Genomic DNA, 24,889 nt, shown 5'->3' with positions numbered 1-24,889 from the left:
CCGGCGACTTCTCCATTCACAAGTCGAGCCCGAGGCTGCGCTCGGGCAGCGGTGGCAGCGGATCGCCGCGATCGGGTTTCAGATCGGGCGGCGCTTGTGGGGCCTTCGCGGCCGGCGCAGATGCCGCGCCATCGGGCAGAGGCGGCAGATCGCTTGGAACGGGAGCAAGATCGGACAGGTTGACGCCGTCGATCGGACCGGGATCGAACTTCTCGCGGGGTTGCGCGCCCGGCCCCTTCCTGCCGTCGATATCGAGGCGGCCGAGCGTCTCGAGCGAGGAGGTCTTGTTGCCGGGATTCATGTCGAGCTGCCGCGCGAGCTTCTCCTTGTCGTCCACGACCATTGTCAGCTCGTCGCGCACGCGCGTGACCCCGACGTTGAAGAGGCGCTGGTTCGAGAGGTTGCGCTCATGCGACGACATGACGGTGATCGCCTTGTCGGTGGTGATCCCCTGGGCCATGTGCATATTAAGGCTATAAGCAAGGTCGAGCCGAGATAGCATCGGGTCACCGAGGCTGAGCGTGAGGAGCACCTTGTCCGCAGTCTCAACCTTCACGCCATCGGCATCGACGCCCACAACGCGCGCAAGCGCGGCATTGTGCAGGCCGCGCTGCTTGTCGTTGGCCGTCCAGCGGATGCGGTCCCCTTCGCGCAGCTGAAGGTCCTTCTTTTCAGAAAGCTGCAGGCGATCGCGCTGCTCGGTCGGCGACAGCTTCTGGGGATCGAAGCGTATCCTGCGCCGACCGTCCGACAGTTCGACCTTCCCGTTGGCGTGGACCTTGAGGACGTCGTAGCGTCCCGCCTTGATCCCGACGTCCTGCGCGCCGCCGCGGCCGACCTCGAGCGTCTGGCCCTGACGGTAGGTCGAGGCATAGCGCAGCTCCTCGCGCGTGGTGTTGACCCGCTCAAAGACAGTGAGATGGATCGCCTGGCCCTTGACGCTCCCTTCCGCGATCAGGCCATCTTGGATGCGCTGGTTGATGACGGCGCGCGCGTCGCGGCCCGAAGCGAAGACAGCGGTCGCCTCCCGTTCGCCAGGGGAGAGCTCGAGCCACATGTCGGCCGCAGCGGCGGCCGGCTCCCCCGCCTCGACGACACGGTCCCCCAGCACTTTCAGCGCCGCGCCGGCCTTGCCGATATTGGCGAGCGCCGCGACGGTGCGCAGTTGGTCGGTGCGTTGGCGGATATTCTGATCCATCCGCGCCATCGTGCCGCCGCCCGCCTGGATCATGGCGAAGGCCTTGCCCGCGTCGATCGAAGAGAGCTGCTGCCGGTCACCGACCAGAACGAGCTTGTCGACGCCCAAGGCTGCTGTGATCTGGTGGAGCTTGAGCATTTCGTTCGACGACACCATCGAGGTTTCGTCGACGAGAAGCATGGTACCGGCGAGCTTCTCGCGCGCAGCCTCATATCCCAGCGTGTCACGCTCGGTCACGAACCGCTCGTTGGCGAGCACGAAGGAAGCGATCGTCTGGGCCTTGATGCCCGCCCCTTCGGCGAGGTCCGCGACCATCTTGTTCTGGAAGGCAAGTCCGGTGATCCGGGCGCCCTCCTCCTCGGCGACCCGCGCGACCGCCTGGAGCATGGTGGACTTGCCCGTGCCGGCGGCGCCCTGCACCGAGACGGTACGATCGGCGGATGACAGGATCATCGTCGCGGCGGCGAGCTGCCCAGGATTGAGCGGCCGTTCGGCGGCATCCTGCAATCGCTGCGGCGCATCGGCGGCCGCCACAATTGGCTCGGACTTCCCTTTCCCCTCCTCGACGGCGGCAAGAATCTTCTCTTCGGTCCGCAGCGCCTCCTGCGTGGTCACCATGCGGCCAGTCCGGTCCGCGGCTGTCGCGACGCCCGGGATGAGCTGACGGTTCTGCACGAGCCGGTCGATCCGCCTCTCGATCAGGTCGACGGTGACGCCCTTGAGACCGAGATCGAGCGCGGTCTTGCCGAGCAGATTGACGGGCCATGCGGCCTCACGTTCGGAGAGGATCCGGACGGCGGACGCGACCGCGAGCTGCGCGCGCGCTTCCGCTGGCGACTTGACCGCGCGGGCGAGCGCATTGTCCACTAAAGGGTCCTGGGGGCGGAGCAGCGCACCCAGCGTCTGGCGGGCACCAGTTACGGCATCGACAATGGCGCGGTAGCCGCGCTCGAGAGCATTTTCCGAAGACGCCATCCCGGCGCGCGCCTCGGCTGCTGCCCGCAGGTCCTTGCCGTCGAAGCCGTGGGCAGCGGCCTGGTCGATCCAGCCCTGCTTCAGCGCGGCGCGGTCCTCGACGTCGAGCTTGGGATCGCGCGAGCGTTTGGTGATTTCGCGCAGGCCCTCCGGCGACTTGATGCCGAGCCGCGTTGCGTGATCGAGGATCTCCTCGCGGCGCTGGCTGAATTCGCCGATGACCGCCTTGGGAACGCCGGCAATCTCAAAGGTGCCATGCTTGCCCTTGAGGTCCACCTGATAGCCGATCCGCTCGAGCCCGGCGCGCAGGAAAGCATGGTAGATCGAGCCGATGATGCTGTTGTGGCTCCAGAGTTTGTCGGCGTGGAGTGCCTGCCATTTGCCATCGGGCATGCGGGTGAGGTTGGCGATGACGGCGTGGATGTGGGCCTGCGGATCGAGCGCCCGGCTCGTGTCGTGCTGGAAGAGCGCGTAGACGAGATTGCCCGTCTGGACCGGGACCTTGCGCCCCTCGATGTCGCGACGCCCTTCCGCGAGGTTCTTCTCGACCCAGGCCATGGTCGCCTTGACCGCGGCCATATTGGCGTCAAGCACGCGCTTGTCGCCGGCGACATAGGCCATGACCGAAGCCGACTTCGGCATGGAGAAGGTGAGGTCGTAGCCGGCGCGCCGGTTCTCGACCTGGGCGACCGCTTCGCCGCTTGGGAGGATACCGTTCAGCACGCCCTCGAAGGCGTCCTTCGAGACTTCTCCGGACAGGCCGATCGCCTCGGCGCCCTCCCCTCCCCAGGCGCTGATCTCGGACGAGCCCTCGACCGTGTAATAGTCGTCCTTCGCGAAATAGTTCGCGGCACCGGAAGCGGAGCGGACGCCGGCGACCGAGAGCATCAGATGCCCATGTCCATGCCGTCATCCTCGCGGCCGGTGGAGAAGTCGTGGCGCAGCTCGATCAGGGTCTGGTCCTCGACCTGTGGGCTCGTCTCCCCGTGCCGGTGGCCATCACGACGATCGTCCCGGTCGCGCGCGGAAACCGGCTGTTCCTCGCCGCTGGCGCGCGCCGCCTGCGCCCTGTCCGCGCTATGCGTGCCAGGCGTCGCCTGTTCGTCCCGGTCGTCCGCCCGCTGCGCCGCGCGGCGGGCGGCATCGTCCTCCTCCTCGACCTCGGCCGACAGGATCCGTGCGGCGAGATCGCGGGCGAGATTGGTGATCTCGGCCACTTCCTCCACGACCTGCAACGAGCCGTCGCGCCCGCCCGCCTCCCCTGCCCCGTCTTCCTCGAACACCTCCTCTCCGCGCCTTGAGCGTACCGGCCCGACATCGGGCCGTTGGACGAAGCCCTGGGCGACCTGGGGATAGTCCTTCCACTCGAGCAGGATGCGCGCGGCGGGGAAGCCGTCGGGGAATTTCACGAAGCCGTGCATCGAGGGCAGGTTGGTGATGTCATCGGCGATGACGAGTGGTTCGACCTGCTTGCGCGGGGTCAGGGTCGAAGCGTCGCGGGTGTTATTGTAGCCGTAGCTATAGGCCTCATCCATCTGGCGAACCTCGCGGTTGCCGATGTAGCGCGCGCACTGCTCGGCCGTGTCGAGATCGGCCGTCGCGAGGATGAGCTTGGAGCGGGCGAGCGAGGCGAGATTGCGTGCCCCTTGCTCGCCATAGACTTCGACCAGCTTCTCGAAGCTGTGGATGCCCAGGATCATCGCGCCGCCAAACGCGCGCGCCGTCTGGAGACCATTCTCGATCGCCGGAAGGCGATGCAGTGCGCCAAGCTCGTCGAACATGAACCAGGTGCGCAAGCTGCGGGTGCGCGGCAGCGTCATCAGCCGGTTGATCGCGAGATCCATCCACAGCGTGAGCAGCGCCCGGTTCATCGGCAGATCGACATAGTTCGACGTCACGAACAGGATCGATCCGGGCTTCTTGTCCCGCGTGATCCAGTCGCGGATCGAGAAGGATTCGCCCTCGTCGGGAAGGAAGCGAAGGACCTGCGCATTGGTGTTGAAGACGGCGCGGATCGATTCCGCCATGCGGGCCGCTTCGGGGGCAGTGAGCGGGTCGGCGATGGTGTTGGCGAGGAAGCGGTGGACGCGCTTCAGGTCGGCCGTCATCAGGTTCTCGGACAGCGCCAGATTGCTGGTCTGCCCCCGCTCCATCAGGCGAATGCACATCTCGATGAAGAGGGTGCGCGCTGCGAGCGCCCAGAAGGGTTCGGACGAACCGCCATCCGAAGGGATTAGCGCCGCCGCGGCGGCCGTGAATTCGCTGTGGGTGCGGCAATCGTTGAAGATCGACCAGGCCGGGCAGCGCGCGTCCATGGGATTGAGGATCGTGTCGCGTGTGGGATCGTAGAAGGCTTCGACATAGGCGCCGGTGAGATCGAAGATGACGGCCGTGTCCTGGCGCTCGCGCATCTGGGTGACGAGGCTTCTGAGCTCGGTCGTCTTGCCTGATCCGGTGGTGCCGATGAGCATCGCATGGGATTGTTCGGTGCGGTGCGGAAAGGGGATGCCCGCGAGCGTGTAGGGATGATGGATGCCGGCTTCCTTGCGCGCTCGGAACGGGAGCGCGAGAACCTGCCGCGAGGACAGGCCGGGGAAGAGGTCGGCCGCCTCCTCTTCGAACTTCACCCGGTTATGCTCGTTGATCTCCACCAGAAGCACGCTGCGATCAACCAGCATGGCGCCGCGTTCATGCCGTTCCTGAAGGATCGAACGGCCGCGCCGATGCGAGATGTCGACGAACCAGATGGCGGCCGGAATGGTGATGAAGACCGAGATCAGGAAAGCGCCGATGAGGCCCCGCATCGCGACGGCCCAGGCTGTGATGACCTCGGGAATATAGGGCACCGCTTTCATCACGGTGCGCATGAGGTCGCCGTTCGGCAGCGTGACGTTGACGCGCTTGTTCGGATTGAGGTCGATCCAGTTCCAGAGGGTCGCATAGACCTTCATGCAGACGAGCTGGAAACCATGCTCGTCGAGCTTGAGCGACATGATGATGAACCAGGCGGCGAGAAAGGCGAAGAACCAGAGGATGAAGGGCAGCTTGGCGCCCGAGAACCACATCAGCATCTCATGGGTGAGTAGCTGGCTGCCGCGGGTGAAATTGCCGGCATTGCGCTGCACGCGGCCGCGCGCCGAATGATGGGTGAGCGGGACGGGACGCCCGTCCGTGCGGATGTCCTCACGCGCCATGATATTGCTCCAGACGTTTGTCGGTTTCCGCGATGATGCGGTCGCGATATTCGGGGAATTGTTCGCGGATGATGATGTCGAGCGCGAGATGCTGGAACTCGCTGATGCGGGCGATCCGACGGTGGCTTGAGGTCAAGAGCTGGCCGGATCCCAGGAAGGCATCGACGGCCGCGCGCAGCAGGTCGGACGGCGTGCATCCGCGCTCCGCGGCGAGCGCTACGAGGCGATCATATTTGCTCCGGTCGAGCCGGACCGAGCAATGCTTGTAGGGAATGGTCAAACCGAGCCTCCTAGCAGGGAGGCTGGTGGGGTCTCAGAAACCGATCCGACTTATAGCGCAATCGTGTCGGTGGAGCAAGAAAATCGCATGCGCGGCGCGGAGCGTGTTCTCGTGTAACACGCTGAAATGGCCGATTTTCGTGTGTTTTGTGGGCAGCGAAATCCTGTCCCACAGCCGCACACGCACCAAGACCGCCATAAGTCGCTGGAATTGTTCCAGAACCCAATGCACCGAGGTGCGTTCGGTGTGCTTCTCTGCACCAGGGCTGATCCACTCCCCGGGGCGTCTTGTGACGCGATCAAATGGCATGGGGAAGCGCCTCCGGCGGGACGCCAGGCCGTCCGGTGGACGGAAGGAAAGCCATGGTTGCGGCAGTTGACCAACCGCTTGGCGGGCGCGCATTCCGTGCTTCCGGCATGGCCGGTGAGCGCTTATAGTGGGCCTGTTCATAGCCCGATCAGCGTGAACCGAGAGGCCCTTCATGGCACGCACATTGGAACAGGAAAGAGCAGCGATAGAAGAGGAAGGCCGCAAGCTCGAGGAGCGACGGCAACGGCTGGAAGAGAAGGAACGCGAGGCCGCGATCCAGGCTCTTGAGAAGACCGGCCTGCTGAAGCTCGACGGCAAGCGATTGGGTGGGCTCGTTGCCCGTATCCGGTCGCTCGGCATCGACGAAGTGGAAAAGCGCCTCACGGCCTGAACAGCCCCCGCCGCGACCCTTGTCGCGGCACGGGCATGGGGGGTTCGATGCCCCCCATGCCCGTAACATCGCCACACAAAAAAAGGGAGAGGCGCGTGCGCGCCCCTCCCCGTCTTGCCTCAATATTCGTCGAGCAGTCCGCCCGGCACGCTGTGGACGATCCGGTCGATGATCGTCATCGGCAGCGCGCCGTAATCGCCCTCGTCGATGGTGATGTAGCCCGCCTCGTCGTCCGCCACGACGTGCTGGTCGAAGTAGCTGTGAAGCGCGCGGCGTTCGGCGTTCGCGATGGCTGCGAAGAAGGCGGCGTTGTCGGCGGCGGCGCTGGTCGAGATCATCTGCATGGATTCGCTCCTGTCTGTCTTGAATGACAGGAGCGGCGCGTCAGGCGGCCGAGGCCGGGTCAAGGACCCGCGAAGCGGGCCGCGAAGCGGCGGTGGGGGTCACGATTTTCTTCGGCGGCCACCACGCCGAAGGACGAGCGCCTCCCCTCGATCCGCCGAAGAAAATCGTGGGGCCCCGCCGTCCTTGAGGCGGCCTCGGACGTCTGACAGAATGGGAAGACTGTGAGAGATGTTCCCTCTCGTCGGGAGACCTCGGCCGAGGCGTAGCGACGTGCGGACCGAAGGGTCCGCATGGCACGCGAGCGAGCCGGGGCATCGAGCCATCTCGTCGAAAGAACGGGACCGAGCGCGTGGCCCGGTCCCGGCTGCCGTCAGGGGTGACGGCCGCAATGGCAATAGTGTTCGTCGATGCCGGTCAGGGAGCATAGGCCGGGTCCGAAGTCGGCATATCGCTCGTCCTCGCCCGCGATGTAGCCGTGGTCATTGGCGATCTTGACGGCGTAGCGGCGCAGGTCCGGATCAAGCTTGTTGATGGCGCGTGCACAGGCCGTGGAGAACTGGCGGGCGTAGAGTTCGTACGTCGCGCCGGCGGTGGCCCGCATCTCCGCTTCGGCGAGCCGTTCCGCGTCGGCACGCAACTGTTCGAGGGTCAGAAACTGCGGCGTCTCCTTGATGCACGAACCCCCGGATAGAGCGATAGGCTGGTTCTGGATCACCACGCGATAGGCCGGGCTATCGTCCGAGAGTGCTCGAAGGATCGCGTAGCCGTTCGATCGGGCGACCTGGCGTGCGATGCGGCAAGTTAGGCGGTAGAGCCGGTCATGCTCGGCCCTGAAGAAATCCCGTTCGGTGGAGGTTTGGGCAACGCTGACTAAGCGCCCGCAGGTCTGGGTAAGTGCGAGATATCTTTCGAGCAGGCGAATGAGCCGGAAGCCAGTCGCTTGCGCTGGCCAGTAGCCCGGCTCGTGCGGTTGGACAATATGGGCGGTATCCGGCCGGACGTCGTCGATGTCGTCATCCGGATTGTCCGGCACATGGTCGTCGGGGATCCGATAGACGGTTCCGCAGTGCGAGCAGCGCGCGCGTTCGTCGACATGATCATATTGCTCGGCGTCGAAGAGGGTCGTGCAGTTTGGACAGAATGGGGTGCTGAACAGCGTGCGCAGGGAGTGGTGAAGATTGTCCATCGAAGCCTCCGTTGATGATGGTGCGCTCCCCATCTCGCATCGATGAGGATGGGCTCATCTGGACGCGGTGTTGAGGCGGTCAGGGACGGCATGGCCGCCGCGTGAGCGGGCAGCGGGGGGAGCCGATTTTGTCGCCGGGAAGCGCAGCGCGCCGGCCGGCAAAATTGGGGGGACCGCTGATCCTTGACGGCCGATCGACACCCAGCGTCATGCTTTGGCGATGAAGCCTCGTCTGATGCCGAGATGTGAGAGAGCTTGGGTCCCGTCTCCCATCTTAGGCACGTGTCCGTGCCTGCCGGCAAGGCACTGTGGCTCGCTGTTCAGACGACCCACCTTGGTGTCTTCCCATGTCTGTGATAGGTGGCTGTTTGCGCCGCGAAGGCCGTGGCGCCGGGACTGGTAATCCCGTCGAGAAAGGCAGCTCGGTGTGATCTCACGCCGGGGTGCCTGCGCATATGTCCAGGTGCCTTGGTGCTAAAAGCGTAGGCGCATGTCTCGACGTGTTACCAGCCCCGGCTCCCGCGCCTCGTGCGCGGGAGTTTTGAGCAAGGGTTCGACCTTTGCGCATTGCGGGGAGCCTGGGGATGACCAATTCGGGACGAGAGATTGTTCCCCGCCGCGCGAAAGCCGCACCGCGCACGCCGGAATCAATCGACATATATGATCCGCAGGGAATCGATTCAAACGTCCGCCGGGCCCTCGCAGTCGTGCTGATGCGTGAGGCGATGGCGGCGCTCGAGCAAGCTGGCGAGCAGATGGCGACCTGTCATTTACAGGCGGCGATCGACAGCCTCATGCGTCGAAGGACCGACAGGATCCCGCCGGAGAAGAATTGCCGGGACTAACGCATGTCAGGCCCATGCGAAGCGGGCAGCCTCGCGCTCCTGCGCGCTCGCGACGAGACGCTCTAGTCGGGGCAGGTAATGACCGACACCGCGCAGCGCCGCGCGGCTCGGCGTGGCCGGATCGGACAGCCGGGCGCGTAGGAGATCGATGGGGATGTCACCGACGCTGTCAGGCTCGATCGCGAGCGCTTCGAGCAGCGCGTAGGCATTGCCGTAGGCGAGATCGAGTTCGACGCCCTGATCGGACGTGAGGGCGACGCGCAGGATGATCTCGGCGCTGCTCGGGCAGTGATGGATCGCGATGCGCTTGCCTCTGAACTGGGCCTCCTCGACGACTGCGATGACAGTGGCCTCGTGGTCGAAAATGCCCGTGATCGCGGCGAGCGCGAGTGGACAGACGCGCGCCTCGAAGCTGTCGCCAAGATATTCGTCGGGTTCGAGCAGCGCGATGCCGATACGATCTCCTTCGGAACGGAGGAACCGGCGGAAAGCCGCAAGCTTGCGGGCTGTGATGATGGCGCTGGGCGAGGCTGTATCGTCGGCCGGCTCGGTGATGCGGAACAGGATGGACACGGGCTTGGTCTCCTCGGCTGAAAGCGCCTCGCCTCTCCCCTCTTTCCTTGGCCCTTTCGGGTATTGTCCGTGCGGCGCGCGCCAGCGCCCGGCGGTGCGCGGGGGTTCGATGCCCCCGCGCACCGCATCCTCGCAGCGAAAAAGCAGGAGAGGCCCCGGCGATTGCCGGAGCCTCTCCCGGACGCGTCACCGACGACGGCGACCACCGCCGTTCACCATGGCGGCGTAATAGTCGTCCTGGGTCCAGGGATCGAATTCGTCCCGCGACTTTGCGGTTCTGCCGGTGGGCTGGGCGGGCTGCGGCTTGGCTGACGGTTCGAGCTTCACGATGTGGAGGGGAACGCCTGCCTGCCGCAGCTTCTGGGCGAGGTTCATCTGGATGCCGGAGCCTTCGCAGACGACAGCTTCGACCGGCTTGAGGGCGAGCAGCCGATCGTTGCGGACGAAGGCGGCCTTGGCCCCCAGCCGGCGGTCGAGGCGGAACATGATGACCTTCACGCCGCGTGCTGCTGCCCATGCCTGCGCGATGGCATCGCAGCCCTTGGTCTGTGCTGTCGTGGCGAGGATCATCTCCGGGATGCGGGCCAGGATCGAGTCCAGACCCTTCCAGAGCATGTCATGATCCTCCCAGACCTGACCGCCCGAGAAGGCAACGACCGGACCTTCCGGAGCGAACTGCTCACGGCGTTCCCGCATCCGGGCGGCGAGATAGTCTCGGGCGTCGATCATCGAGGCGGTGACGCCCTTCGAGACCCGGCTGCCGCGCGTCGGCGAATAGGGCCGTCCGGTCTCGACCCGGTAGACGTCGGCGGCGTGGTCGCGCATGCATTCCATGGCATCCCGGCACCCCTGCAGCGTCTGGCAGAGCAGCTGCGCCTCCTCGATCTGCGATGCGTAGATTTCGCTGGGATCGAAGCTGCGCGCGAGTTCGCCAAGCTCCTTGGCCGCATCGTCCTCGCGGTCGCTGATGCGCTTCGCCACCACATGGAAGCTGTTGACGAAGCCCCAGGCGAGATCGCTCGCGAAGGGTTCGAGGCGGGTGTCGCGGAACACATCGAAGAGCGTCGCCATCACCATTTCGACGGCGGCTCGGCTCTGTTCCGGATCGGGCATTTCCAGTTGCTCGCTCTCGTCGACAGGCGAAAGCTTGGCGCGCTCGTCATGCTCGATGAAGGCGGCTTCGTAGAGCGGGCTACGCTGGTCGGTTCCCGTCTCGCTGGCGATGAAGCTGGCGAAATCGGCGAAGTTCGAGAAGGACTTGGACATGTTGGCCTCCGTGGCTTTTGGATGTCTCATCCACGCGATGAGGCCTTGTTCAGGACATGCGGCGGTCAGGGAGGTCGGGGACGTTAACCGGGAAGCCGGCCGCGGCCGGACCCCGGTTGACGCCGCACCAGCGGGGAGCGGGGGAACCGATTTTTTTCGGGTGGGCGCGGCAGCGGCCGCACGAAAAAATTGGGGGGACCGCTCATCCTCGACGGACTGCCAACCCCGCATGCCAAACTAGGCAGACACAAGAGAGGAATAGGGATTTCAAACCTCACCGGGGGAATCCCGCAAGCGGGTTCGTCACCCGAATGGGCGGAGACGGGCCGAAGGCCTGGCTCCGTGAGCTTGGCCGGGGCACGTGCGGTACGCGCGGGCGGCGGCTTAGCGAATAGAGCCCCGGTCCCGCCCGGCGCGAAGCGTTGGGCGGGATGCGCCGAAACCCTCTTCTCTTCTTCTTGTCCGGGCAAAACCTCGCCGGCCCGCCCGGCACTGGATGGTCACCGCAAACCTCCCCGGTGCCTGACGTCCTGGGGCGTCACGGTATCGATCACCTGGATTGAGGAGCTGGCTGCGAGGCAGTTCGATCGCCGGCTGACACGCTCGCGCCCGCATGTCCGAACGGGGCTGAGCGATAGGGCCCGGGCGCAGTGAACGCGGCTCGCGGCAGGGCGATGAACCTCACGCGGCACAAGGCGCGGCACAACCTGCGGCACGCATGAGAGCCGGGTCACGACAGGAGCCGCCGGCGTCCGGATTTCACCGGGAGGTGGGCACGGCAAGTGGAAAACGCCACCAGCGGTGGTGGCGCCCGGCTGTGCGCTCGCGCGGGCAGATGATAGTCAGGCTCGAGCGAAAGGCAGGGCGAAGCCAACGACACTCGCCGGCTTCGCCGCACGGATCAGATAGGCCTGATCCAGTCGGCCGCCGGCTGCCAGCCGATGATGTCGCTGCCGCTATCGCTGACCGCATCGGCCGAGATGTCGCGCCAGGGCGACCGCGGCCGATAGGTCGGCATATGCCGGGCGGTGAGCAGTTCGAAGGTCGAACAGGTGTAGCCGCTCAACCTGATCGCGAGCACGGGCTGGTTCTCCGGCGGTAGGCCCGTGAAGACTGAGATGAAGCCCGCGGGAACCGGATGCAGTGTCGCATCGATCATCGTGCGCGCGAGCCGGGTCTCGAGTTCACCGGCTTCGCTGCCCCAGGGATGGGCATCGATGTCGATCTGGTCGGCGGCGCCGGCCGCGGGGAGGTAGGAGAATTCGCCGGACCAGCACCGGCTCTGGGGATGGAGCGCAGCGACGTCGGCCGCGAGACCGGCATCGCCGGTCTCGGAGCGGAGCCAGTCGGCCATGCCCGGCGTGAGCTTGCCCGAAAGCTTGCGCGCGGCGGTCGGCGCCGCGTCGAGTTCGGGAAATTCGACCAGCCACCAGGCGAGCCGATGGTGAAGGACGATGCCGTAGCAATGGGCGGCGGCGGTGTTCGAAGGGGCAGGTTTGATCATGACGGTACTCCGTTCGAAAGGCGTGTGACGGGTCAGTGGACCGACCCGTCGTGCGCGAAGATGGAATGGGGAATGGTCAGCTGATGCTCGCTGGCGATCAGCGACCAGGCTGCGGCGAGATCTTCGTAATATTCGCAATCGACGATCGCATCGGCGCTCGCCTCGCCGAACTGCACTTCCTCGAAGTCGCGGACATGCGCGGCGTCGGTCGCCTCGGTGATCGCCTGGCCGAGGTGCGCGGCGATCTCGTGGCGGTTAAGGCTGTCTGCCGCGCGGCGGATGCGCTCGACCATGTTGGGGTTGGTGATCTCGACGCCCTGGGCGATTCCGGCGATGTCGTCGAAGCTGGTGAGAGTGAACATCTTGCTCTCCATCTGAAGGAAGGTGGAGGGCGGCCGCGAGCGACCGCCCGGGAGACGGTCAGAGGAACTCGATTTCCTCGGCGACGATGTCGGTGTTGTAGTAGGTGCGCCCGTCGCGCTCGTTGCGGCTGTAGCGGATCTCGCCGACCACCAGGAGCTTGTCGCCCTTCTTCTTGTTGTTGGCGACCGACTTGCCGAGGCCGTTGAAGGCCTTGACCTGATGGAACTCGTCGTAGGTTTCGGTGTAGCCGTTGTCGTCCTTCTGGACCTGGCCGTCCTTGATCACCGGCTTCGAGGTGACGAGGCTGAAGCTGACGCCGCCCTTGCTGTCCGTGCCGAAGCGGGTGATGTCCGAGGTGATGCGGCCCGAGAGAAAAACCTTGTTCATGGCCTGATGCCTTTCGCGTTTCACGCCAGCGGGCCGATCCCGCTGGGATGAACAATCGCGAAGGCCCGTGATCGAGGGGGCACCGCACCTGCGCTTCAGCGCGGGGAAACCCCCATTTTTCGAGTGGTGCGGGCAGAGGCCGTCAGGCCTCAACACGGTCGGAAAATGGCGGGTTGCGGGGATCCCGCACGGGCGTAGCGTTCATCCAGACAAGCGGATGGCCCCGCGGTGATATCGGCAAGGCGCGCGGCATGGACGGTCTTCACACGGACCCGCCACGGCGAGACACGCCGGCAGCACGACTGCAGCGCGCGTCAGACATTCATCGGTGCCCAAATGGTCGGGGACGGCCTGCGTCGCAGCTTGACATCGGCGCGCCTTCCACGGCGGCGTTACGCCGTCAGGTCATGCCGGGCGGCGCTCGGCTAGCGCCAGACACGAGAAGGGCGCGGCGCCAAGTGGTCGGGCATGATCACCGGCCGCGTGGACGGCGATGGGCGCAGGTTCTGACGCCGTCCACGCAACTCGGTCAGGCTCCATGACCATCGGGCCGCGGGGCACCGGCCTGCTTCGTCCTTGGAGCGGTCGGCGAAGCCTCGCCAGCCATGTCAGTGCTTGCGGACGAATTCCGCGCGCAGGACCAAGCCCTTGATGCCTTCGTAGCGGCAGTCGATTTCCTGAGCGTCGCCGGTCAGCCTTATCGCCTTGATCACGGTACCCTTGCGCAGGGTCTGCCCCGCCCCCTTCACTTTGAGGTCCTTGATCGTGATGATGCTGTCGCCATCGGCGAGGACGTTGCCAACGGCATCGCGGACCTCGATCGTCTCGGCGGTCCGGGCATTCACGGCTGCCTCGGCAGCGGTGATCCAGTCGCCAGAGGCTTCGTCATAGACATAGTCGTCGTTTGCGTCGGTCACGATCGATGGCGCCCTTCACGCCAGACGGGCTTCGAGCGCGCCGAGTTCGGCGGTCAAGGCGGCGGGCAGGCGGTCGCCGAAGCGCGCATAGTCACGGCGGATGCGCTCGGCCTCGGCGCGCCATTCATCGTCATCGACGGCGAGCAAGGCGGTGACCGCGTCATCCGACAGATCGAGCCCCTGCAGATCGAGGTCGTGCCTATTGGGAAGGCGGCCGATGGCCTTGTCTTCCGCCTCGACGCACCCGTCGAGCCGGTCCGCGATCCATTTGAGGACGCGGGCGTTGTCGCCGAAGCCGGGCCAGAGAAAGCGGCCATGGGCATCCTTGCGGAACCAGTTGACGTAGAAGATGCGTGGCAGCTTGGCTGGATCCGCTGCTTCTGCTCCCAGCTTGAGCCAATGCGCGAAGTAGTCGCCCATATTGTAGCCGCAGAAGGGCAGCATCGCGAAGGGGTCGCGGCGGACATCCCCGATCTTGGTCTCGGCCGCAGCCGTACCTTCGGAGGCGACATTCGAGGCCAGGAACACACCGTGCTGCCAGTCGAAGGCCTCGGTGACGAGCGGAGCGGTCGTCGCGCGCCGGCCGCCGAACAGGATCGCCGAGATCGGGACGCCCTTGGGATCCTCCCATTCGGGTGCGATGGCCGGGCACTGGCCGGCGGGACAGGCGAAGCGCGCGTTGGGATGGGCGGCCGGCGTCCCGAGATCGGGAGACCAGGCCTGGCCGCGCCAGTCCGTAAGCCCGTCGGGCGGCTCCTTCGTCAGGCCCTCCCACCAGACATCACCGTCGGCGGTGAGCGCGGTGTTGGTGAAGATCGTGTTGGCGTTGAGGCTGGCCAGGGCATTGGCGTTGGTCGTTGCGCTCGTCCCGGGTGCGACGCCGAAGAATCCGGCCTCGGGATTGATGGCATAGAGCCGGCCATCGTCGCCAAAGCGCATCCAGGCGATGTCGTCGCCGATCGTTTCGGCCTTCCAGCCTGGAATGGTTGGCTGCAGCATGGCGAGGTTGGTCTTGCCGCAGGCCGAGGGAAAAGCGGCGGCGACATAATGCACGCCGCCTTCGGGCGAGGTCAGCTTGAGGATCAGCATATGCTCAGCAAGCCAGCCGTCGTCGCGGGCCATGACCGAGGCGATGCGCAGCGCATAGCATTTCTTGCCTAGCAGGGCGTTGCCGCCATAGCCCGATCCATAGGACCAGATCTCGCGCGTTTCAGGGAAATGGACGATATATTTGGTCTCGTTGCAGGGCCAGGCGACGTCGGCCTGGCCGGGCGCCAGCGGAGCGCCGACCGAGTGGACCGCGGGAACGAATTCGCCGTCATCGCCCAGGGCTGCCAGCGCCGGTGCGCCCATCCTCGTCATCACGCGCATCGAGAGCACCACATAGGTACTGTCGGTGATCTCCACGCCGAGCGCGCTGATGGGCGAGCCGATCGGCCCCATGGAGAAGGGCACGACATACATGGTGCGTCCGCGCATGCAGCCGTCGAATAGGCCGTGGAGCGTATCGCGCATCTCATGCGGTGCGCGCCAATTGTTGGTAGGGCCGGCGTCGGCCTCGTCCTCGGCGCAGATGAAGGTGCGGCTTTCGACGCGCGCGACGTCGCGTGGATCGGATGCGGCCCAGAAGGAGTTGGGACGCTTCGCGGGATCGAGGCGGCGCAGGGTTCCGGCGGCGACGAGCTGCGCGGTAAGCGCGTCCCACTCGGCCTCGGAGCCATCGCACCAGTGGACCCGGTCCGGTTTGGTAAGGGCGGCGATCTCGTCCACCCAGGCGGCGAGGCGACGATGGCGAGTCGGGGCGGCCAGCGTTTCAGCGATAAGGGCGTCCGACATCGAAACTCTCCGAATACCTGGGCGTCGCGTCGAGCGCGCGCGGTTAAAAAGGTGGTTTGGGTGCCTGAGCGTTAGCAGTTTGATGGCGCTGAAAGCAAGTTTAGGATAGCATGATAGATACTCTACAACGCTTTTAAGCGATCCTTGACGTCATTTCTGATGTATTTTACATCATGCCGATGCTCACTCCGGCCCAGCTTCGCGCGGCGCGCGCGCTTCTCGGAATCGACCAGCGCACGCTCGCCGAGCGCGCCGGCGTATCGCTTCCCACGATCCAGCGGATGGAAGCGGCGAGCGATGGCTATGTCCGGGGCGTCGTCGACACCTTGACCAAGGTGGTCGACGCGCTCGAACGCGAGGGCATCGAACTCATCCGGGAAAACAGCGTTAGCACGAGTGGCGGGCGTGGCGTCCGGCTGCGCGATCCCACCAGCCCGACCCTGCGCGAGCCCGTGCGGCGCACGCCGGACAATGCGTCGGCGTCATAGCGATGCCTGACGGAACGGCGACATCGCATCTCTTCCGGCCGAAGCTGCTCACGGTCCTGAGCGAGGGCTACTCCTTCTCGTCGTTTCGCAAGGACGTGCTGGCCGCCGTGACGGTCGCGATCGTCGCTCTGCCGCTGTCGATGGCGATCGCCGTGGCTTCGGGGGTGTCGCCCGAGCGAGGGCTCTATACCGCGATCATCGGCGGATTCCTCGTTTCGGCCTTGGGCGGTAGCCGCTATCAGATTGGGGGTCCCGCCGGGGCTTTCATTGTTCTGGTCGCGGCGACCACGACGAAATTCGGTCTGAACGGCCTCCTCGTCACCGTGATGCTGTCCGGGGCCCTGCTGACGCTGATTGGACTTTCGCGGCTGGGCTCATTGATCCGCCATATTCCCCATCCGGTGACGGTGGGCTTCACCTGCGGCATTGCGGTGACGATCTTCTCCGGAGAAATCCGGGACCTCTTCGGTCTTCATCTCGACGGAGCGGAACCTGGCCCCCTCATCCCCAAGCTGGTGGGGCTGGGCAACGCGGCTTCGACGGTGACGCCCGCGGCCGCGGTGCTCGGCCTGGGATGCGCCGCGCTGATTTTCGTGGTGCGCCGGTTCCGGCCGAACTGGCCCGGTATGCTGATCGCGGTCGTCCTGGCTTCGATAGCTGCCGCCTGGCTGCAGCTTCCGGCAGAGACGATCGGCAGCCGTTTCGGAGAGATCCCGCGTGGGCTTCCGACGCCGCAGGCGCCGCAGCTGTCGTGGGCGCTGGTTCTCCAGCTGCTGCCGTCGGCCCTGTCGTTTACGCTGCTCGGCGGCGTCGAAAGTCTGCTGTCAGCGAAGGTCGCCGACAGCATGTCCGGGCGCAAGCATCGCTCCAACATGGAGCTTGTTGCGCAGGGGCTTGCCAATATCGTGTCCGCCTTGTTCGGAGGGATCAGCGTCACCGGCACGATCGCACGCACAGCAACCAACATTCGGGCCGGCGCGATCAGTCCGCTGTCGGGCATGATGCACGCGCTGTTCGTCCTGCTCTTCATGCTCGTCGCGGCACCGCTCGCACGGTACGTTCCGCTCTCCGCGCTCGCCGGCGTCCTTCTGGTGGTGTGCTGGAACATGGCCGAGAAGGCGGAGTTTCTGCGCCTGATCCGCAGCTGGCCCACGGCCTTGGTGCTCCTGGCGACCTTTGGGCTGACCCTGGTCAAGGACCTGACCTTCGGGATCGTCGCGGGATGCGTCGTCGCTGCGCTGCTGGCCATGGCACGACGACGGGTTCCGCAAGAGGGAGACTGAAGCCGGAATGCAGACGTGCGGGCTGCCGGGTAAATGAAAACAGGGCCCGCTTCGCGAGAAGCGAAGCGAGCCCAGCGGGAGGGTGTGCCCGGCCTGGAGGTGTGGGACCGGGCACGGGGAGGTTCAGACGGTTTCGGGCTCCTCCGCCTGCTCCGGCGCGCGCTGACGACGCTGCCGGCGTCCGCCTTCCTGCTGCTGTTCCTGCTGCGGCTCGCAGCCGAAGGCATGGCTTGCGGAGGACTGTCCGAGGCCGGCTTCGGTGCCCTGTGTGGCGGGGCCGGCGGTCTCGTCGGCGCCGGGCAGCGGCGGCAGGCCCTCGTCGGCCTTGGGCGCCATCTCCGAGGCGAGGTCGCGGCGGCGCGTCGGGCGCGACCACACGACGTTGTAGCTGCCGTCCTCCTGACGGAACGCCGACACGTAGAGCGGCGCGGCCAGGCTCGGATCCTCGATCTTGCCGTTGAGGAACGCCTCGCCCGTGCCGTTAGAGAAAAGCTCGAACAGCGCACCCACCTGCACCCACGCCCGCGATGCCGACAGCGCCAGCACCTCGTACTTCGGCGCCTTCGGATTGGCCGAGTGCACCTCGCGCAGCGCGATCGTCATGGCAATCGTCAGCGTCGCGATCTTGCCGACGAAAATGCCGGCGTCATTCTGCTTGATCGAACCGATATTCATGGGAAAGTCTCCTGAAAGCCGGTCTCGAACACTGTGTCCGAGCCAACTTCCTCCTTCCCCACTCCCCTCCTCGGCCGTTCGGCCGAGCAGGCGCGCAAGCGCCACATCCGAGGCCCGCTTCCGCGGCCTCGGGGCGAAAATGGATCTGTGAGGGGATGCCGCTGATCGCCTTAAAGCGGTCAGGCCGCCCCGGGCCGCCGGTACTGGCTGGGCGATGACAGCTACAAGGAAGCAGGCCGCTCGCTCGCGGTCCTGCTGCGGTCGAAGGCCTCGACATGGCGACGGGCGAGGTCGCGCTTTGCGATGCCGTGCCAGTAATGGTCGTCATGGCCGTCATAGTCGCCGCGACCATTGAGCCGGATCGTGTCGCCATATTGCTCGATCCGCTGGCCGTTATAGGTCAGCAGCACTTCGCCTTGGGTGACGCTGAAACGCTTGCGCTCGATGACCAGCTTGTCGGAATCATAAGGCGGCGGCTGACGCAGATAGTCGGCGCGCTGCCTGTTGGCCGCGATCGCCGTGCAGAGCCGGTCGACATGATCCGGATCGTTCGAGACGATGCTGAAGATATGAGAGCGATCGAAGAAGTTGCCGAAGAAGCTGACGGCATTCTCGACGCCTTCCAGCCATTCGCCGCGCAGATTGCGGGCGTCGCGTTCGACAAAGTCGCCATATTTTTCGAACAGACGGTTGAGCGGATGATCGCGCAGGATCTCGATCAGCGCGTCGATCGCCGCGTCGGCGGTCTCTGTGCGCAAATGGCCGTTGCTCAGGACGATGGTGGTCATGGTCGTTCCCCTTGGGACTGAACGTGGTCGGACGAGGGAGAGCCGACCGGCTTGGCCAGCTCGGCCGCGCGGCGCTCGAAGATGTCGGCGAGCTGCGCGGGATCGCTGCCGGGCCGGGCTTCGATGATGTTGTCGCGGAAGCTGACGTCGATGCCGACCCTCAAGGCGTTGCAGTGTTCGACGGCCTCGCGGCATACATCTGCCGGGTCGCAGCAGGCTGGGGCGCTGGCTGCCAGGACCTTCCATCGCAGGCCTGAAATTACGATCATGTGATCCTCCATGTCGGAAGCGGTAGGTCAGCGGGCCGCGACCGATGGCATGCGGTCACAGCAACGATCGCGGTAGCGCGTGGGCGAGTGCTACGTGCGTGACCCCGGTCAGACTTCAAGATAGCAATCATGGGCGAGGCAGAAGGCCTCGGCGACGGATTCGCCCTCGCACAGCAGCCGCGGTTTCCGCGAACCGCCCCAGACAGGGCGCGGTAGGTCGTCGCCCATGGCGAAGCGCCAGCGGGTCGGACCGTTGGCGGCCTCGAGGATGAAGCCGGTCTCGCTCGCGTCGAACCGCAGGATTGTGGGCCTTTCGGCTCCGAAGTCAGGCATGTCGAGGATCTGATGTTGACCGGCATAGCGATGCTCCCAGGGCGGGAAGTCCGCGAGCTGATCGGGATGCACACCGAGGATTCGCTGATCGACAGCGATCGCAAGTGACCGATGGTCCGGCGCTGGCCGTATCTCCTCGCGCGTGAGCCAGATCCATCCGTCGGAGTAGGTCAGCGGCAGCACCATCCATGATCCCCCGTTGCATTGCCAGCCCGCGAGGCCGACCCCGCCTTGTCCATAGCTCCCCAGATGGCTCGAAAAGGCGGTCAGCGTCCGGTCGATGGGCCACTGCGGCGGCATCGGTCCAATCAGCGAACTGCCGCGCACGGCGCGAAACGAGCCGCGGTCCAGAACGTCCCAGCGGTCGGCCTTGCGGCACAGCGAGTCACGGCGGCGGGACAGATCGAGCACGCGGCGCGCTTTGTGGATCGGATCCTCGCCATGGCGAACGCCTACCTTGACGGTGAACGCGAACGAGGCGGCGCTGGGCCTGTCGGTTTCGGGACAATCGAGATCGAGAATGACCTCATGGCGTATCGGGGAGTGGGCCTTGTCCGGTTCCACCGTAAGCGTGGCGTTCCATTCGAGCCTGCGGCGCTCATACCAGCCTTGCAAGAGGATCCAGCTGCGCGCACGGTCCGTGTTCCCGGCCTCGGCGTGCTCGAGAATCCAGTGAGGGACACGCGCCGTGAAGGCGACATGATAGGTCGACATGGAGAATCCTCCTTGGGATGGTCGGTCTGGGGGGTCAGGAGGGAGCAGGCGCGGACCGGTTGCCTGCGCGTGCGTGGTCAGGCGTATTGCGGCCGGACTTCGGGAAATGCCGGCGGCGCCGTCCATTCGAAGACGATGGCGGCATAGCGCCCACCGTCGTAGAGGACGGAATCGACGCGGCGGCGGTGGCGCTGTAACCGCTCGAGCAGGCGATTGGCGCGATCGGCAAGCTGGACGGCGCGGGTCTCGGTGGGCGCGAGCGCCAGCAATCGAGCCAGTTCGCCGGTATCGTACCACCAGGCACCTTCTTCAGGCCCACCATAGGCGCGGTCGATCTCGTAGAGAGCGATGATGAAGCGCATGGGCGGGCTCCTTCAGGAGATCGGCGCCGGCATGGCCAGCCATTCCGGCTGATCATGGGCGATGGGAACGTCGAAACGGCCGGCCTCGGCTTCGGAGAACACGGTTGCGGTGCTTAGCTCGCCAAAGCCCGTGTCATTGTTCCAGAACAGCAGACCCTCTTCAGCATCTCGCGTGGTGAGGACGTAGCCGTCGGCGCCTTCACGGTGCTCGCGCGAAAGCGCCCGCTCGAGGAGCTGGGCCGATGAGGCGAATTCGAAGCGATCCTCGCGGATCACGACATAGCCGCCGCCGAATTCGCCAGGGCGCAGGCGGTCGCAATCGAGGCAATATTCGAAGCCGGCCGGCAGCGCGGATTTCGCGACCTTCTGGATCAGTTGCGCGGCGGTTTCTACGTCGAACTGATCGCCATGGAGCCAGACCTTGCACCGCCCTGTCCCATCCGACGGATCGACCTGGACGGAGAAGCCGAGCCGTGGATAATCGGGATCGCTCAAGATCGCGAGGAAGCCGCCGAAGGGATCGGAGTCGATCGGGGGAAAACAGGCGGCGAAGCCCGCGCCAAGGTCGGCATAGGCTGCAGCGCGCTGATCGGGTGCGAGGCGGGAATCGCCAACGATCTCGGCAGCCTCGCCGACATGCCGGAAGATTTCGGCCTCGGCATCGGTGACAGCGAAGGTGAAGCTCGCCTTGGTAAAATGGTTGGCCATAATGGCTCCTCAGGAAGGGCGTGCGGCGCAAGGCCGGTCCCCGGCCTCGGAGACAGGCCCGGCCGCCATCCTCTTCCCCCCTTCCCTCCCCGTGCGCGGAGCGCGGACGGCAGAAGACGTGCGGAGAAGCTTCTCGGCCTCGGTCAGCGATGGTCGGAAGGCCCGGCCGGCGTCACCGCCGGGTTGGCGCGTTCAGCTCGTACGCTTGCGCCGGCGGGGAGGCCCGACATGGTCGGCCGACACTTCGAGATCCACCGCGAGCTGGGTGAGCGTACGGTGCGCACCCAACCGCTGGAGCCCGTCCATGCGCCCGTCGAGCTTTATGGTCTCGATCCGCGAGCGAACGAGCGAAGCGGCGACGCGCAGCGTGTGGGGATCAAGCTCGGCCATGGGACTCGACAATAGCGCCGATAGCGTCCCGATGCGAGCGCTCAGCCATCCTCGTCGGCGAAGTCGCGCCAGCGCCCGACCAGTTCGATCATCTCGGCCTTGCGACCGAAGGCATCGGGGTAGATCGCACCTTCATGCTGGCCAAGAAATCCAATGATGGTCGTGATATGGGTCGCGATCGTCGCATCGACACCGAAGAGATCGGCGATGGGAAAATGACCGCAATCCTCGCCATTCCACCAGGCGAGCAGGAAGTTGGCGGCGCGGCGCGCCTGGCCCGTGTCGGACCGGGCAAGATCGATCAGGCGATCGAGAGCTTTTCCCGCAGCGGCCTTGCCGAAGGGTGCCGCGGTCACGCCGGCCGCGTTTCTTCATTGAAAGCGTCCGCTGCTACCGGAGGACGAGCAGCTGCAACATTTTTGCGATCATCTGCATTGAAGTCGGGGAGGCGCAGCACTTCCCGCCTGGATGTGTCGCCTGCTTTCGGATCTTTGTGCCGAGACTTCATGGTCTGTCACCTCAAATCAACTTCGGCTCAGCGCCAGTTCAATGCCAGGGATTTAGGAGGTTGGCCGGCGTGCGCTCGAAATCCGCAACGTTGCGGGTAACAAGCGTCATCGAATGCACAACCGCCGTCGCGGCGATCAGACCATCCCGCTCCGGTTGGGGATCCGGCACATGCAATGCGGCGCACCGCATCGCGACTTCGGTGTCGATCGGGATGATGCGATCATCGAACGCCGCCAGCACGTCGGTTTGAAACCATGTCCGCAAAATGCGGCCGGTAGAAGCATCGACGCGCTCCTTGGCTAAAATGCCTAGTTCAATTTCGAGGACCGATATGACCGAAATGTAGCACTGGTCGACATCGGCTTCGTCCGCCCAGGATGTCACCTCGGGAGGCAGCCGTTCAGGTCTGCGAAGCGCGGAGATGACGTTCGTATCTAGGAGAAACATCAATCCAGATCCGCCGGTCGGACGATATGATCCAGCTTGCTGGGTTCGAAGTCAAAGTCAGCATCGTCGCCGGCTTGCGCCAAGGTCGCGAGCAAGCTGCGGGGCTTCTTGCCCTGCCGTCGATGATAATCCTCGATCGTCATGAGCACATGGGTGGGCCTGCCCCGTTCGGTGATATAGACAGGGCCCTTGCGGGCAGCTTTCTTTGCCCGGCTCGCACCTTGGTTGAAGTCACGACTTGAAATGGTTGTCATGTTCATAAGAGCCTCGCACTTGGGCATGTAGCCATGTTACTACAATTGCGTCGCTGGAGCAACCCGGCACATGTTTTCAACATCTGGATCCAATCCCGGTGACCCGGCCGGGTTGCCCCGAAGAATCCACGGCATCGGCTGGATGAGCCGCGCCCAGTCAGCGAAGGAGGGAATACGGCCAAGATCCTCTTGGACGTGCTGTTCCCCGATCAACCGCACCGGGATATCCCGTCCATCAGCGTTTCGGATCGTCACGCCGAAGACCGTCTCGAGCATGAATATGCCCTCTGCATGGTGGCGCAAGGAACGGTGGCGGGGGTCCGCGACGATCTTCTTCGACTCGTCGAACCATTGGTGGAGGGGCAGATAGTCCTCGGCCTCGCCGCCCCAGCGCTTCACGGAGCTGAGCGCGTGATAATAGCAGTGCGACATCGCCTATAGCTCCGCCTCGGTCGTGTCATAGTCGATGAACCGGCTGTTGTGCGTGAGGGTCACCGCGCCGCTGGCGACGTCTATGGCGATGGTGCCATAAGCGCCCTCCCCGTCCTCCCAGCCGGCGTGCCGCGCGCAGATGGCGTTGTCGACGAAGGCGCTCAGAGCATCCTCGAGGTCGATCGTGCGGGTCGACACTTCGCCGCTATAGGCGAGGCTATGGTGATCGCAGAGGATGCGCGGCAGCGCGATCTCGCCTTCCAGCGTGTAGGCATTGACATCACCGACGCTGCCTTGGTCGCCGCCGCCATCGTAGTGGATTTCGACACGGACAATGCCATGATCGAGCAGATGCGGGAGGAAGGCATCCTTGCAGCGCGCCTCGACTGTCCGCACGGCGGACAGGGCCGCCTGCAACTCGGCCTCGATCGGATCGGTGATGGCGGCATCGGCAGATTGATCTGTCGCGGTCATGGTCAAATCTCCTCGGGGAGGCGCTGTGCGGCCTCGGCGCTGCGGGGATAGCCTGCAGCCAGATTGCGGTGGAGTATCGCGAAGTCGGCGACCGGGAAGTGTCCGTCGGGGCCGGGCCGCGTGGCGAGGAGCGCCCCCATGACGATGTCGTCGATCGAGCTTCGCTCGACCTTGGGGGCCTCCCCGTCCTCATAGCAGACCGGCGCGGCGAAGCCGGCCTCGATCCAGCTGCCAAGGCCGTTCTCGACGGTCTCCGCATAGGTGGCGACGGTGGAATCGCGCCGCGTGGCGCTTGCATCGACCTTGAGACCGAGCGTGTAATAGACGCCGAAATCGTGCCGGTTGGTCAATGTGAGCAGCGCGCAGCCGTCAGGCGGCGGACCGAAACGGGCGATGATTGCCGCGCGGTAGGTGGCGACCTCAAGGCGGTTCAATCGCTCGAAGTCGGATGTGTGCCCGAGCTGGGCGCAATCCTCGTTCGCTGGCGCGCCGCCCAGATCGATGATGTCGGACATGGCCTTCTCCAATTCGGTGAGCAACCAGCCCAAGCCCCCTCTCCTCTGCGGCCGCACGGCCGGGGAAATTGCGAAAAGCCCCCGCTCCGCGAAGAGCGAGGGCCTTTCGTGACTTGGCGTGTGCGATCAGCCAGCGAAGGCATGGCTTGCGGAGGACTGTCCGAGGCCGGCTTCGGTGCCCTGTGTGGCGGGGCCGGCGGTCTCGTCGGCACCGGGCAGCGGCGGCAGGCCCTCGTCGGCCTTGGGCGCCATCTCCGAGGCGAGGTCGCGGCGGCGCGTCGGGCGCGACCACACGACGTTGTAGCTGCCGTCCTCCTGACGGAACGCCGACACGTAGAGCGGCGCGGCCAGGCTCGGATCCTCGATCTTGCCGTTGAGGAACGCCTCGCCCGTGCCGTTAGAGAAAAGCTCGAACAGCGCACCCACCTGCACCCACGCCCGCGATGCCGACAGCGCCAGCACCTCGTACTTCGGCGCCTTCGGATTGGCCGAGTGCACCTCGCGCAGCGCGATCGTCATGGCAATCGTCAGCGTCGCGATCTTGCCGACGAAAATGCCGGCGTCATTCTGCTTGATCGAACCGATATTCATGGGAAAGTCTCCTGAAAGCCGGTCTCGAACACTGTGTCCGAGCCAACTTCCTCCTTCCCCACTCCCCTCCTCGGCCGTTCGGCCGAG

General features: G+C 65.3%; 29 protein-coding genes. 3 read left to right on the top strand and 26 right to left on the bottom strand.

The window, feature by feature from the left end; translation table 11 throughout:
- Positions 1 to 16: 16 nt before the first annotated feature.
- The 3 genes from mobF to KAY22_RS02110 are packed head-to-tail and all read right to left on the bottom strand — an operon-like array spanning position 17 to position 5,647.
- Positions 17 to 3,061, bottom strand: a complete 3,045-nt coding sequence (gene mobF / locus KAY22_RS02120; protein WP_011950429.1) for a MobF family relaxase — start codon at positions 3,059 to 3,061, stop codon at positions 17 to 19.
- Positions 3,061 to 5,367, bottom strand: a complete 2,307-nt coding sequence (locus tag KAY22_RS02115; RefSeq protein WP_011950430.1) for a type IV secretion system DNA-binding domain-containing protein — start codon at positions 5,365 to 5,367, stop codon at positions 3,061 to 3,063. The genes mobF and KAY22_RS02115 overlap by 1 nt, the downstream gene beginning before the upstream one ends.
- Positions 5,357 to 5,647: a hypothetical protein gene (locus KAY22_RS02110; protein WP_011950431.1), complete on the bottom strand. Its 291-nt coding sequence runs from the start codon at positions 5,645 to 5,647 to the stop codon at positions 5,357 to 5,359. The genes KAY22_RS02115 and KAY22_RS02110 overlap by 11 nt, the downstream gene beginning before the upstream one ends.
- Before the next feature lie 481 nt (positions 5,648 to 6,128).
- Here KAY22_RS02110 and KAY22_RS02105 point away from each other — a divergent pair, with 481 nt between their 5' ends.
- Positions 6,129 to 6,347 carry a hypothetical protein gene (locus tag KAY22_RS02105; RefSeq protein ID WP_026002696.1) on the top strand — a complete coding sequence of 73 codons (219 nt, stop codon included), beginning with the start codon at positions 6,129 to 6,131 and terminating at the stop codon, positions 6,345 to 6,347.
- Positions 6,348 to 6,466: 119 nt separating this feature from the next.
- Here KAY22_RS02105 and KAY22_RS02100 read toward each other — a convergent pair whose 3' ends face one another.
- The 9 genes from KAY22_RS02100 to KAY22_RS02060 form a co-directional block, all read right to left on the bottom strand.
- Complete coding sequence (locus tag KAY22_RS02100) at positions 6,467 to 6,691, bottom strand: hypothetical protein (RefSeq protein WP_011950432.1); 225 nt, start codon at positions 6,689 to 6,691, stop codon at positions 6,467 to 6,469.
- A gap of 371 nt (positions 6,692 to 7,062) precedes the next feature.
- A complete protein-coding gene (locus KAY22_RS02095; protein ID WP_011950433.1) occupies positions 7,063 to 7,878 on the bottom strand; it encodes a hypothetical protein in 816 nt (271 codons plus the stop codon).
- Positions 7,879 to 8,729: 851 nt separating this feature from the next.
- Entirely contained in the window at positions 8,730 to 9,296 is a 567-nt protein-coding gene (locus KAY22_RS02090) for a hypothetical protein (RefSeq protein ID WP_017184750.1), read from the bottom strand.
- A gap of 186 nt (positions 9,297 to 9,482) precedes the next feature.
- Positions 9,483 to 10,562 carry a DUF2493 domain-containing protein gene (locus KAY22_RS02085; protein ID WP_011950436.1) on the bottom strand — a complete coding sequence of 360 codons (1,080 nt, stop codon included), beginning with the start codon at positions 10,560 to 10,562 and terminating at the stop codon, positions 9,483 to 9,485.
- 901 nt (positions 10,563 to 11,463) lie between these two features.
- On the bottom strand, positions 11,464 to 12,066 hold the full coding sequence (locus KAY22_RS02080; protein WP_011950437.1) for a hypothetical protein: 603 nt from the start codon (positions 12,064 to 12,066) through the stop codon (positions 11,464 to 11,466).
- 32 nt (positions 12,067 to 12,098) lie between these two features.
- A complete protein-coding gene (locus KAY22_RS02075) occupies positions 12,099 to 12,428 on the bottom strand; it encodes a hypothetical protein (protein ID WP_011950438.1) in 330 nt (109 codons plus the stop codon).
- A 58-nt stretch (positions 12,429 to 12,486) separates the two neighbouring features.
- The gene (locus KAY22_RS02070; protein ID WP_011950439.1) at positions 12,487 to 12,816 is read right to left on the bottom strand and encodes a single-stranded DNA-binding protein; all 330 of its coding nucleotides are present in this window, start codon (positions 12,814 to 12,816) and stop codon (positions 12,487 to 12,489) included.
- Positions 12,817 to 13,424: 608 nt separating this feature from the next.
- Positions 13,425 to 13,733 (bottom strand): alkylphosphonate utilization protein, encoded by a 309-nt coding sequence (locus KAY22_RS02065; protein WP_011950440.1) that lies wholly within the window; start codon positions 13,731 to 13,733, stop codon positions 13,425 to 13,427.
- Positions 13,734 to 13,748: 15 nt separating this feature from the next.
- Positions 13,749 to 15,569 carry a phosphoenolpyruvate carboxykinase (GTP) gene (locus tag KAY22_RS02060; protein WP_011950441.1) on the bottom strand — a complete coding sequence of 607 codons (1,821 nt, stop codon included), beginning with the start codon at positions 15,567 to 15,569 and terminating at the stop codon, positions 13,749 to 13,751.
- 179 nt (positions 15,570 to 15,748) lie between these two features.
- Here KAY22_RS02060 and KAY22_RS02055 point away from each other — a divergent pair, with 179 nt between their 5' ends.
- Positions 15,749 to 16,057, top strand: coding sequence for a helix-turn-helix domain-containing protein (locus tag KAY22_RS02055; RefSeq protein ID WP_049771328.1), 309 nt, complete (start codon positions 15,749 to 15,751; stop codon positions 16,055 to 16,057).
- A 2-nt stretch (positions 16,058 to 16,059) separates the two neighbouring features.
- Positions 16,060 to 17,340, top strand: coding sequence for a solute carrier family 23 protein (locus tag KAY22_RS02050; protein WP_011950443.1), 1,281 nt, complete (start codon positions 16,060 to 16,062; stop codon positions 17,338 to 17,340).
- Between the two features lie 123 nt (positions 17,341 to 17,463).
- On the opposite strand, the gene KAY22_RS02045 is transcribed toward KAY22_RS02050, so the two are convergent.
- The 14 genes from KAY22_RS02045 to KAY22_RS01980 form a co-directional block, all read right to left on the bottom strand.
- Positions 17,464 to 18,015: a DUF736 domain-containing protein gene (locus KAY22_RS02045; protein ID WP_011950444.1), complete on the bottom strand. Its 552-nt coding sequence runs from the start codon at positions 18,013 to 18,015 to the stop codon at positions 17,464 to 17,466.
- A 221-nt stretch (positions 18,016 to 18,236) separates the two neighbouring features.
- Positions 18,237 to 18,803 carry a hypothetical protein gene (locus tag KAY22_RS02040; protein WP_011950445.1) on the bottom strand — a complete coding sequence of 189 codons (567 nt, stop codon included), beginning with the start codon at positions 18,801 to 18,803 and terminating at the stop codon, positions 18,237 to 18,239.
- The gene (locus KAY22_RS02035) at positions 18,800 to 19,072 is read right to left on the bottom strand and encodes a hypothetical protein (protein ID WP_011950446.1); all 273 of its coding nucleotides are present in this window, start codon (positions 19,070 to 19,072) and stop codon (positions 18,800 to 18,802) included. Before KAY22_RS02035 ends, KAY22_RS02040 begins: the two co-directional genes overlap by 4 nt.
- 108 nt (positions 19,073 to 19,180) lie before the next feature.
- Complete coding sequence (locus tag KAY22_RS02030; RefSeq protein WP_011950447.1) at positions 19,181 to 20,119, bottom strand: hypothetical protein; 939 nt, start codon at positions 20,117 to 20,119, stop codon at positions 19,181 to 19,183.
- Between the two features lie 77 nt (positions 20,120 to 20,196).
- Positions 20,197 to 20,481, bottom strand: a complete 285-nt coding sequence (locus KAY22_RS02025; RefSeq protein WP_011950448.1) for a hypothetical protein — start codon at positions 20,479 to 20,481, stop codon at positions 20,197 to 20,199.
- A gap of 12 nt (positions 20,482 to 20,493) precedes the next feature.
- On the bottom strand, positions 20,494 to 21,189 hold the full coding sequence (locus tag KAY22_RS02020; RefSeq protein ID WP_011950449.1) for a hypothetical protein: 696 nt from the start codon (positions 21,187 to 21,189) through the stop codon (positions 20,494 to 20,496).
- Between the two features lie 192 nt (positions 21,190 to 21,381).
- On the bottom strand, positions 21,382 to 21,579 hold the full coding sequence (locus KAY22_RS02015; RefSeq protein WP_017183644.1) for a hypothetical protein: 198 nt from the start codon (positions 21,577 to 21,579) through the stop codon (positions 21,382 to 21,384).
- 41 nt (positions 21,580 to 21,620) lie between these two features.
- Positions 21,621 to 21,935 carry a hypothetical protein gene (locus KAY22_RS02010; RefSeq protein ID WP_011950450.1) on the bottom strand — a complete coding sequence of 105 codons (315 nt, stop codon included), beginning with the start codon at positions 21,933 to 21,935 and terminating at the stop codon, positions 21,621 to 21,623.
- Positions 21,936 to 22,125: 190 nt separating this feature from the next.
- Positions 22,126 to 22,536 carry a type II toxin-antitoxin system VapC family toxin gene (locus KAY22_RS02005; protein ID WP_011950451.1) on the bottom strand — a complete coding sequence of 137 codons (411 nt, stop codon included), beginning with the start codon at positions 22,534 to 22,536 and terminating at the stop codon, positions 22,126 to 22,128.
- Positions 22,536 to 22,796, bottom strand: a complete 261-nt coding sequence (locus KAY22_RS02000; protein ID WP_017183643.1) for a type II toxin-antitoxin system Phd/YefM family antitoxin — start codon at positions 22,794 to 22,796, stop codon at positions 22,536 to 22,538. The genes KAY22_RS02005 and KAY22_RS02000 overlap by 1 nt, the downstream gene beginning before the upstream one ends.
- A gap of 33 nt (positions 22,797 to 22,829) precedes the next feature.
- Positions 22,830 to 23,222 (bottom strand): hypothetical protein, encoded by a 393-nt coding sequence (locus KAY22_RS01995; RefSeq protein WP_017183642.1) that lies wholly within the window; start codon positions 23,220 to 23,222, stop codon positions 22,830 to 22,832.
- Between the two features lie 3 nt (positions 23,223 to 23,225).
- On the bottom strand, positions 23,226 to 23,696 hold the full coding sequence (locus tag KAY22_RS01990; protein ID WP_011950454.1) for a DUF6878 family protein: 471 nt from the start codon (positions 23,694 to 23,696) through the stop codon (positions 23,226 to 23,228).
- A gap of 2 nt (positions 23,697 to 23,698) precedes the next feature.
- Positions 23,699 to 24,211, bottom strand: coding sequence for a hypothetical protein (locus KAY22_RS01985; RefSeq protein WP_026002487.1), 513 nt, complete (start codon positions 24,209 to 24,211; stop codon positions 23,699 to 23,701).
- Between the two features lie 126 nt (positions 24,212 to 24,337).
- Positions 24,338 to 24,802 (bottom strand): DUF736 domain-containing protein, encoded by a 465-nt coding sequence (locus KAY22_RS01980; protein WP_296619446.1) that lies wholly within the window; start codon positions 24,800 to 24,802, stop codon positions 24,338 to 24,340.
- Between the last annotated feature and the right edge of the window lie 87 nt (positions 24,803 to 24,889).

The sequence above is a fragment of the Rhizorhabdus sp. genome, from assembly GCF_018006725.1.
Classification (GTDB): Bacteria; Pseudomonadota; Alphaproteobacteria; order Sphingomonadales; family Sphingomonadaceae; genus Rhizorhabdus.
The sequence above is the reverse complement of the archived record's forward strand: the minus strand, read 5'-3'. Positions and strand labels throughout refer to the sequence as shown.

Bases quoted from the DNA above. Each gene is read 5' to 3' on its own strand.
- KAY22_RS01995 (WP_017183642.1), bottom strand. From the start codon at position 23,222: ATGTCGCACTGCTATTATCACGCGCTCAGCTCCGTGAAGCGCTGGGGC.
- KAY22_RS02095 (WP_011950433.1), bottom strand. From the start codon at position 7,878: ATGGACAATCTTCACCACTCCCTGCGCACGCTGTTCAGCACCCCATTC.
- KAY22_RS02055 (WP_049771328.1), top strand. From the start codon at position 15,749: ATGCTCACTCCGGCCCAGCTTCGCGCGGCGCGCGCGCTTCTCGGAATC.
- KAY22_RS02030 (WP_011950447.1), bottom strand. From the start codon at position 20,119: ATGTCGACCTATCATGTCGCCTTCACGGCGCGTGTCCCTCACTGGATT.
- KAY22_RS02000 (WP_017183643.1), bottom strand. From the start codon at position 22,796: ATGAACATGACAACCATTTCAAGTCGTGACTTCAACCAAGGTGCGAGC.
- KAY22_RS01985 (WP_026002487.1), bottom strand. From the start codon at position 24,211: ATGTCCGACATCATCGATCTGGGCGGCGCGCCAGCGAACGAGGATTGC.
- KAY22_RS02105 (WP_026002696.1), top strand. From the start codon at position 6,129: ATGGCACGCACATTGGAACAGGAAAGAGCAGCGATAGAAGAGGAAGGC.
- KAY22_RS02075 (WP_011950438.1), bottom strand. From the start codon at position 12,428: ATGTTCACTCTCACCAGCTTCGACGACATCGCCGGAATCGCCCAGGGC.
- KAY22_RS02060 (WP_011950441.1), bottom strand. From the start codon at position 15,569: ATGTCGGACGCCCTTATCGCTGAAACGCTGGCCGCCCCGACTCGCCAT.
- KAY22_RS02020 (WP_011950449.1), bottom strand. From the start codon at position 21,189: ATGGCCAACCATTTTACCAAGGCGAGCTTCACCTTCGCTGTCACCGAT.
- KAY22_RS02025 (WP_011950448.1), bottom strand. From the start codon at position 20,481: ATGCGCTTCATCATCGCTCTCTACGAGATCGACCGCGCCTATGGTGGG.
- KAY22_RS02015 (WP_017183644.1), bottom strand. From the start codon at position 21,579: ATGGCCGAGCTTGATCCCCACACGCTGCGCGTCGCCGCTTCGCTCGTT.
- KAY22_RS01990 (WP_011950454.1), bottom strand. From the start codon at position 23,696: ATGACCGCGACAGATCAATCTGCCGATGCCGCCATCACCGATCCGATC.
- KAY22_RS02085 (WP_011950436.1), bottom strand. From the start codon at position 10,562: ATGTCCAAGTCCTTCTCGAACTTCGCCGATTTCGCCAGCTTCATCGCC.
- KAY22_RS02040 (WP_011950445.1), bottom strand. From the start codon at position 18,803: ATGACCACCATCGTCCTGAGCAACGGCCATTTGCGCACAGAGACCGCC.
- KAY22_RS02070 (WP_011950439.1), bottom strand. From the start codon at position 12,816: ATGAACAAGGTTTTTCTCTCGGGCCGCATCACCTCGGACATCACCCGC.
- KAY22_RS02045 (WP_011950444.1), bottom strand. From the start codon at position 18,015: ATGAATATCGGTTCGATCAAGCAGAATGACGCCGGCATTTTCGTCGGC.
- KAY22_RS02100 (WP_011950432.1), bottom strand. From the start codon at position 6,691: ATGCAGATGATCTCGACCAGCGCCGCCGCCGACAACGCCGCCTTCTTC.
- KAY22_RS02005 (WP_011950451.1), bottom strand. From the start codon at position 22,536: ATGTTTCTCCTAGATACGAACGTCATCTCCGCGCTTCGCAGACCTGAA.
- KAY22_RS02035 (WP_011950446.1), bottom strand. From the start codon at position 19,072: ATGATCGTAATTTCAGGCCTGCGATGGAAGGTCCTGGCAGCCAGCGCC.
- KAY22_RS01980 (WP_296619446.1), bottom strand. From the start codon at position 24,802: ATGAATATCGGTTCGATCAAGCAGAATGACGCCGGCATTTTCGTCGGC.
- KAY22_RS02080 (WP_011950437.1), bottom strand. From the start codon at position 12,066: ATGATCAAACCTGCCCCTTCGAACACCGCCGCCGCCCATTGCTACGGC.
- mobF (WP_011950429.1), bottom strand. From the start codon at position 3,061: ATGCTCTCGGTCGCCGGCGTCCGCTCCGCTTCCGGTGCCGCGAACTAT.
- KAY22_RS02050 (WP_011950443.1), top strand. From the start codon at position 16,060: ATGCCTGACGGAACGGCGACATCGCATCTCTTCCGGCCGAAGCTGCTC.
- KAY22_RS02115 (WP_011950430.1), bottom strand. From the start codon at position 5,367: ATGGCGCGTGAGGACATCCGCACGGACGGGCGTCCCGTCCCGCTCACC.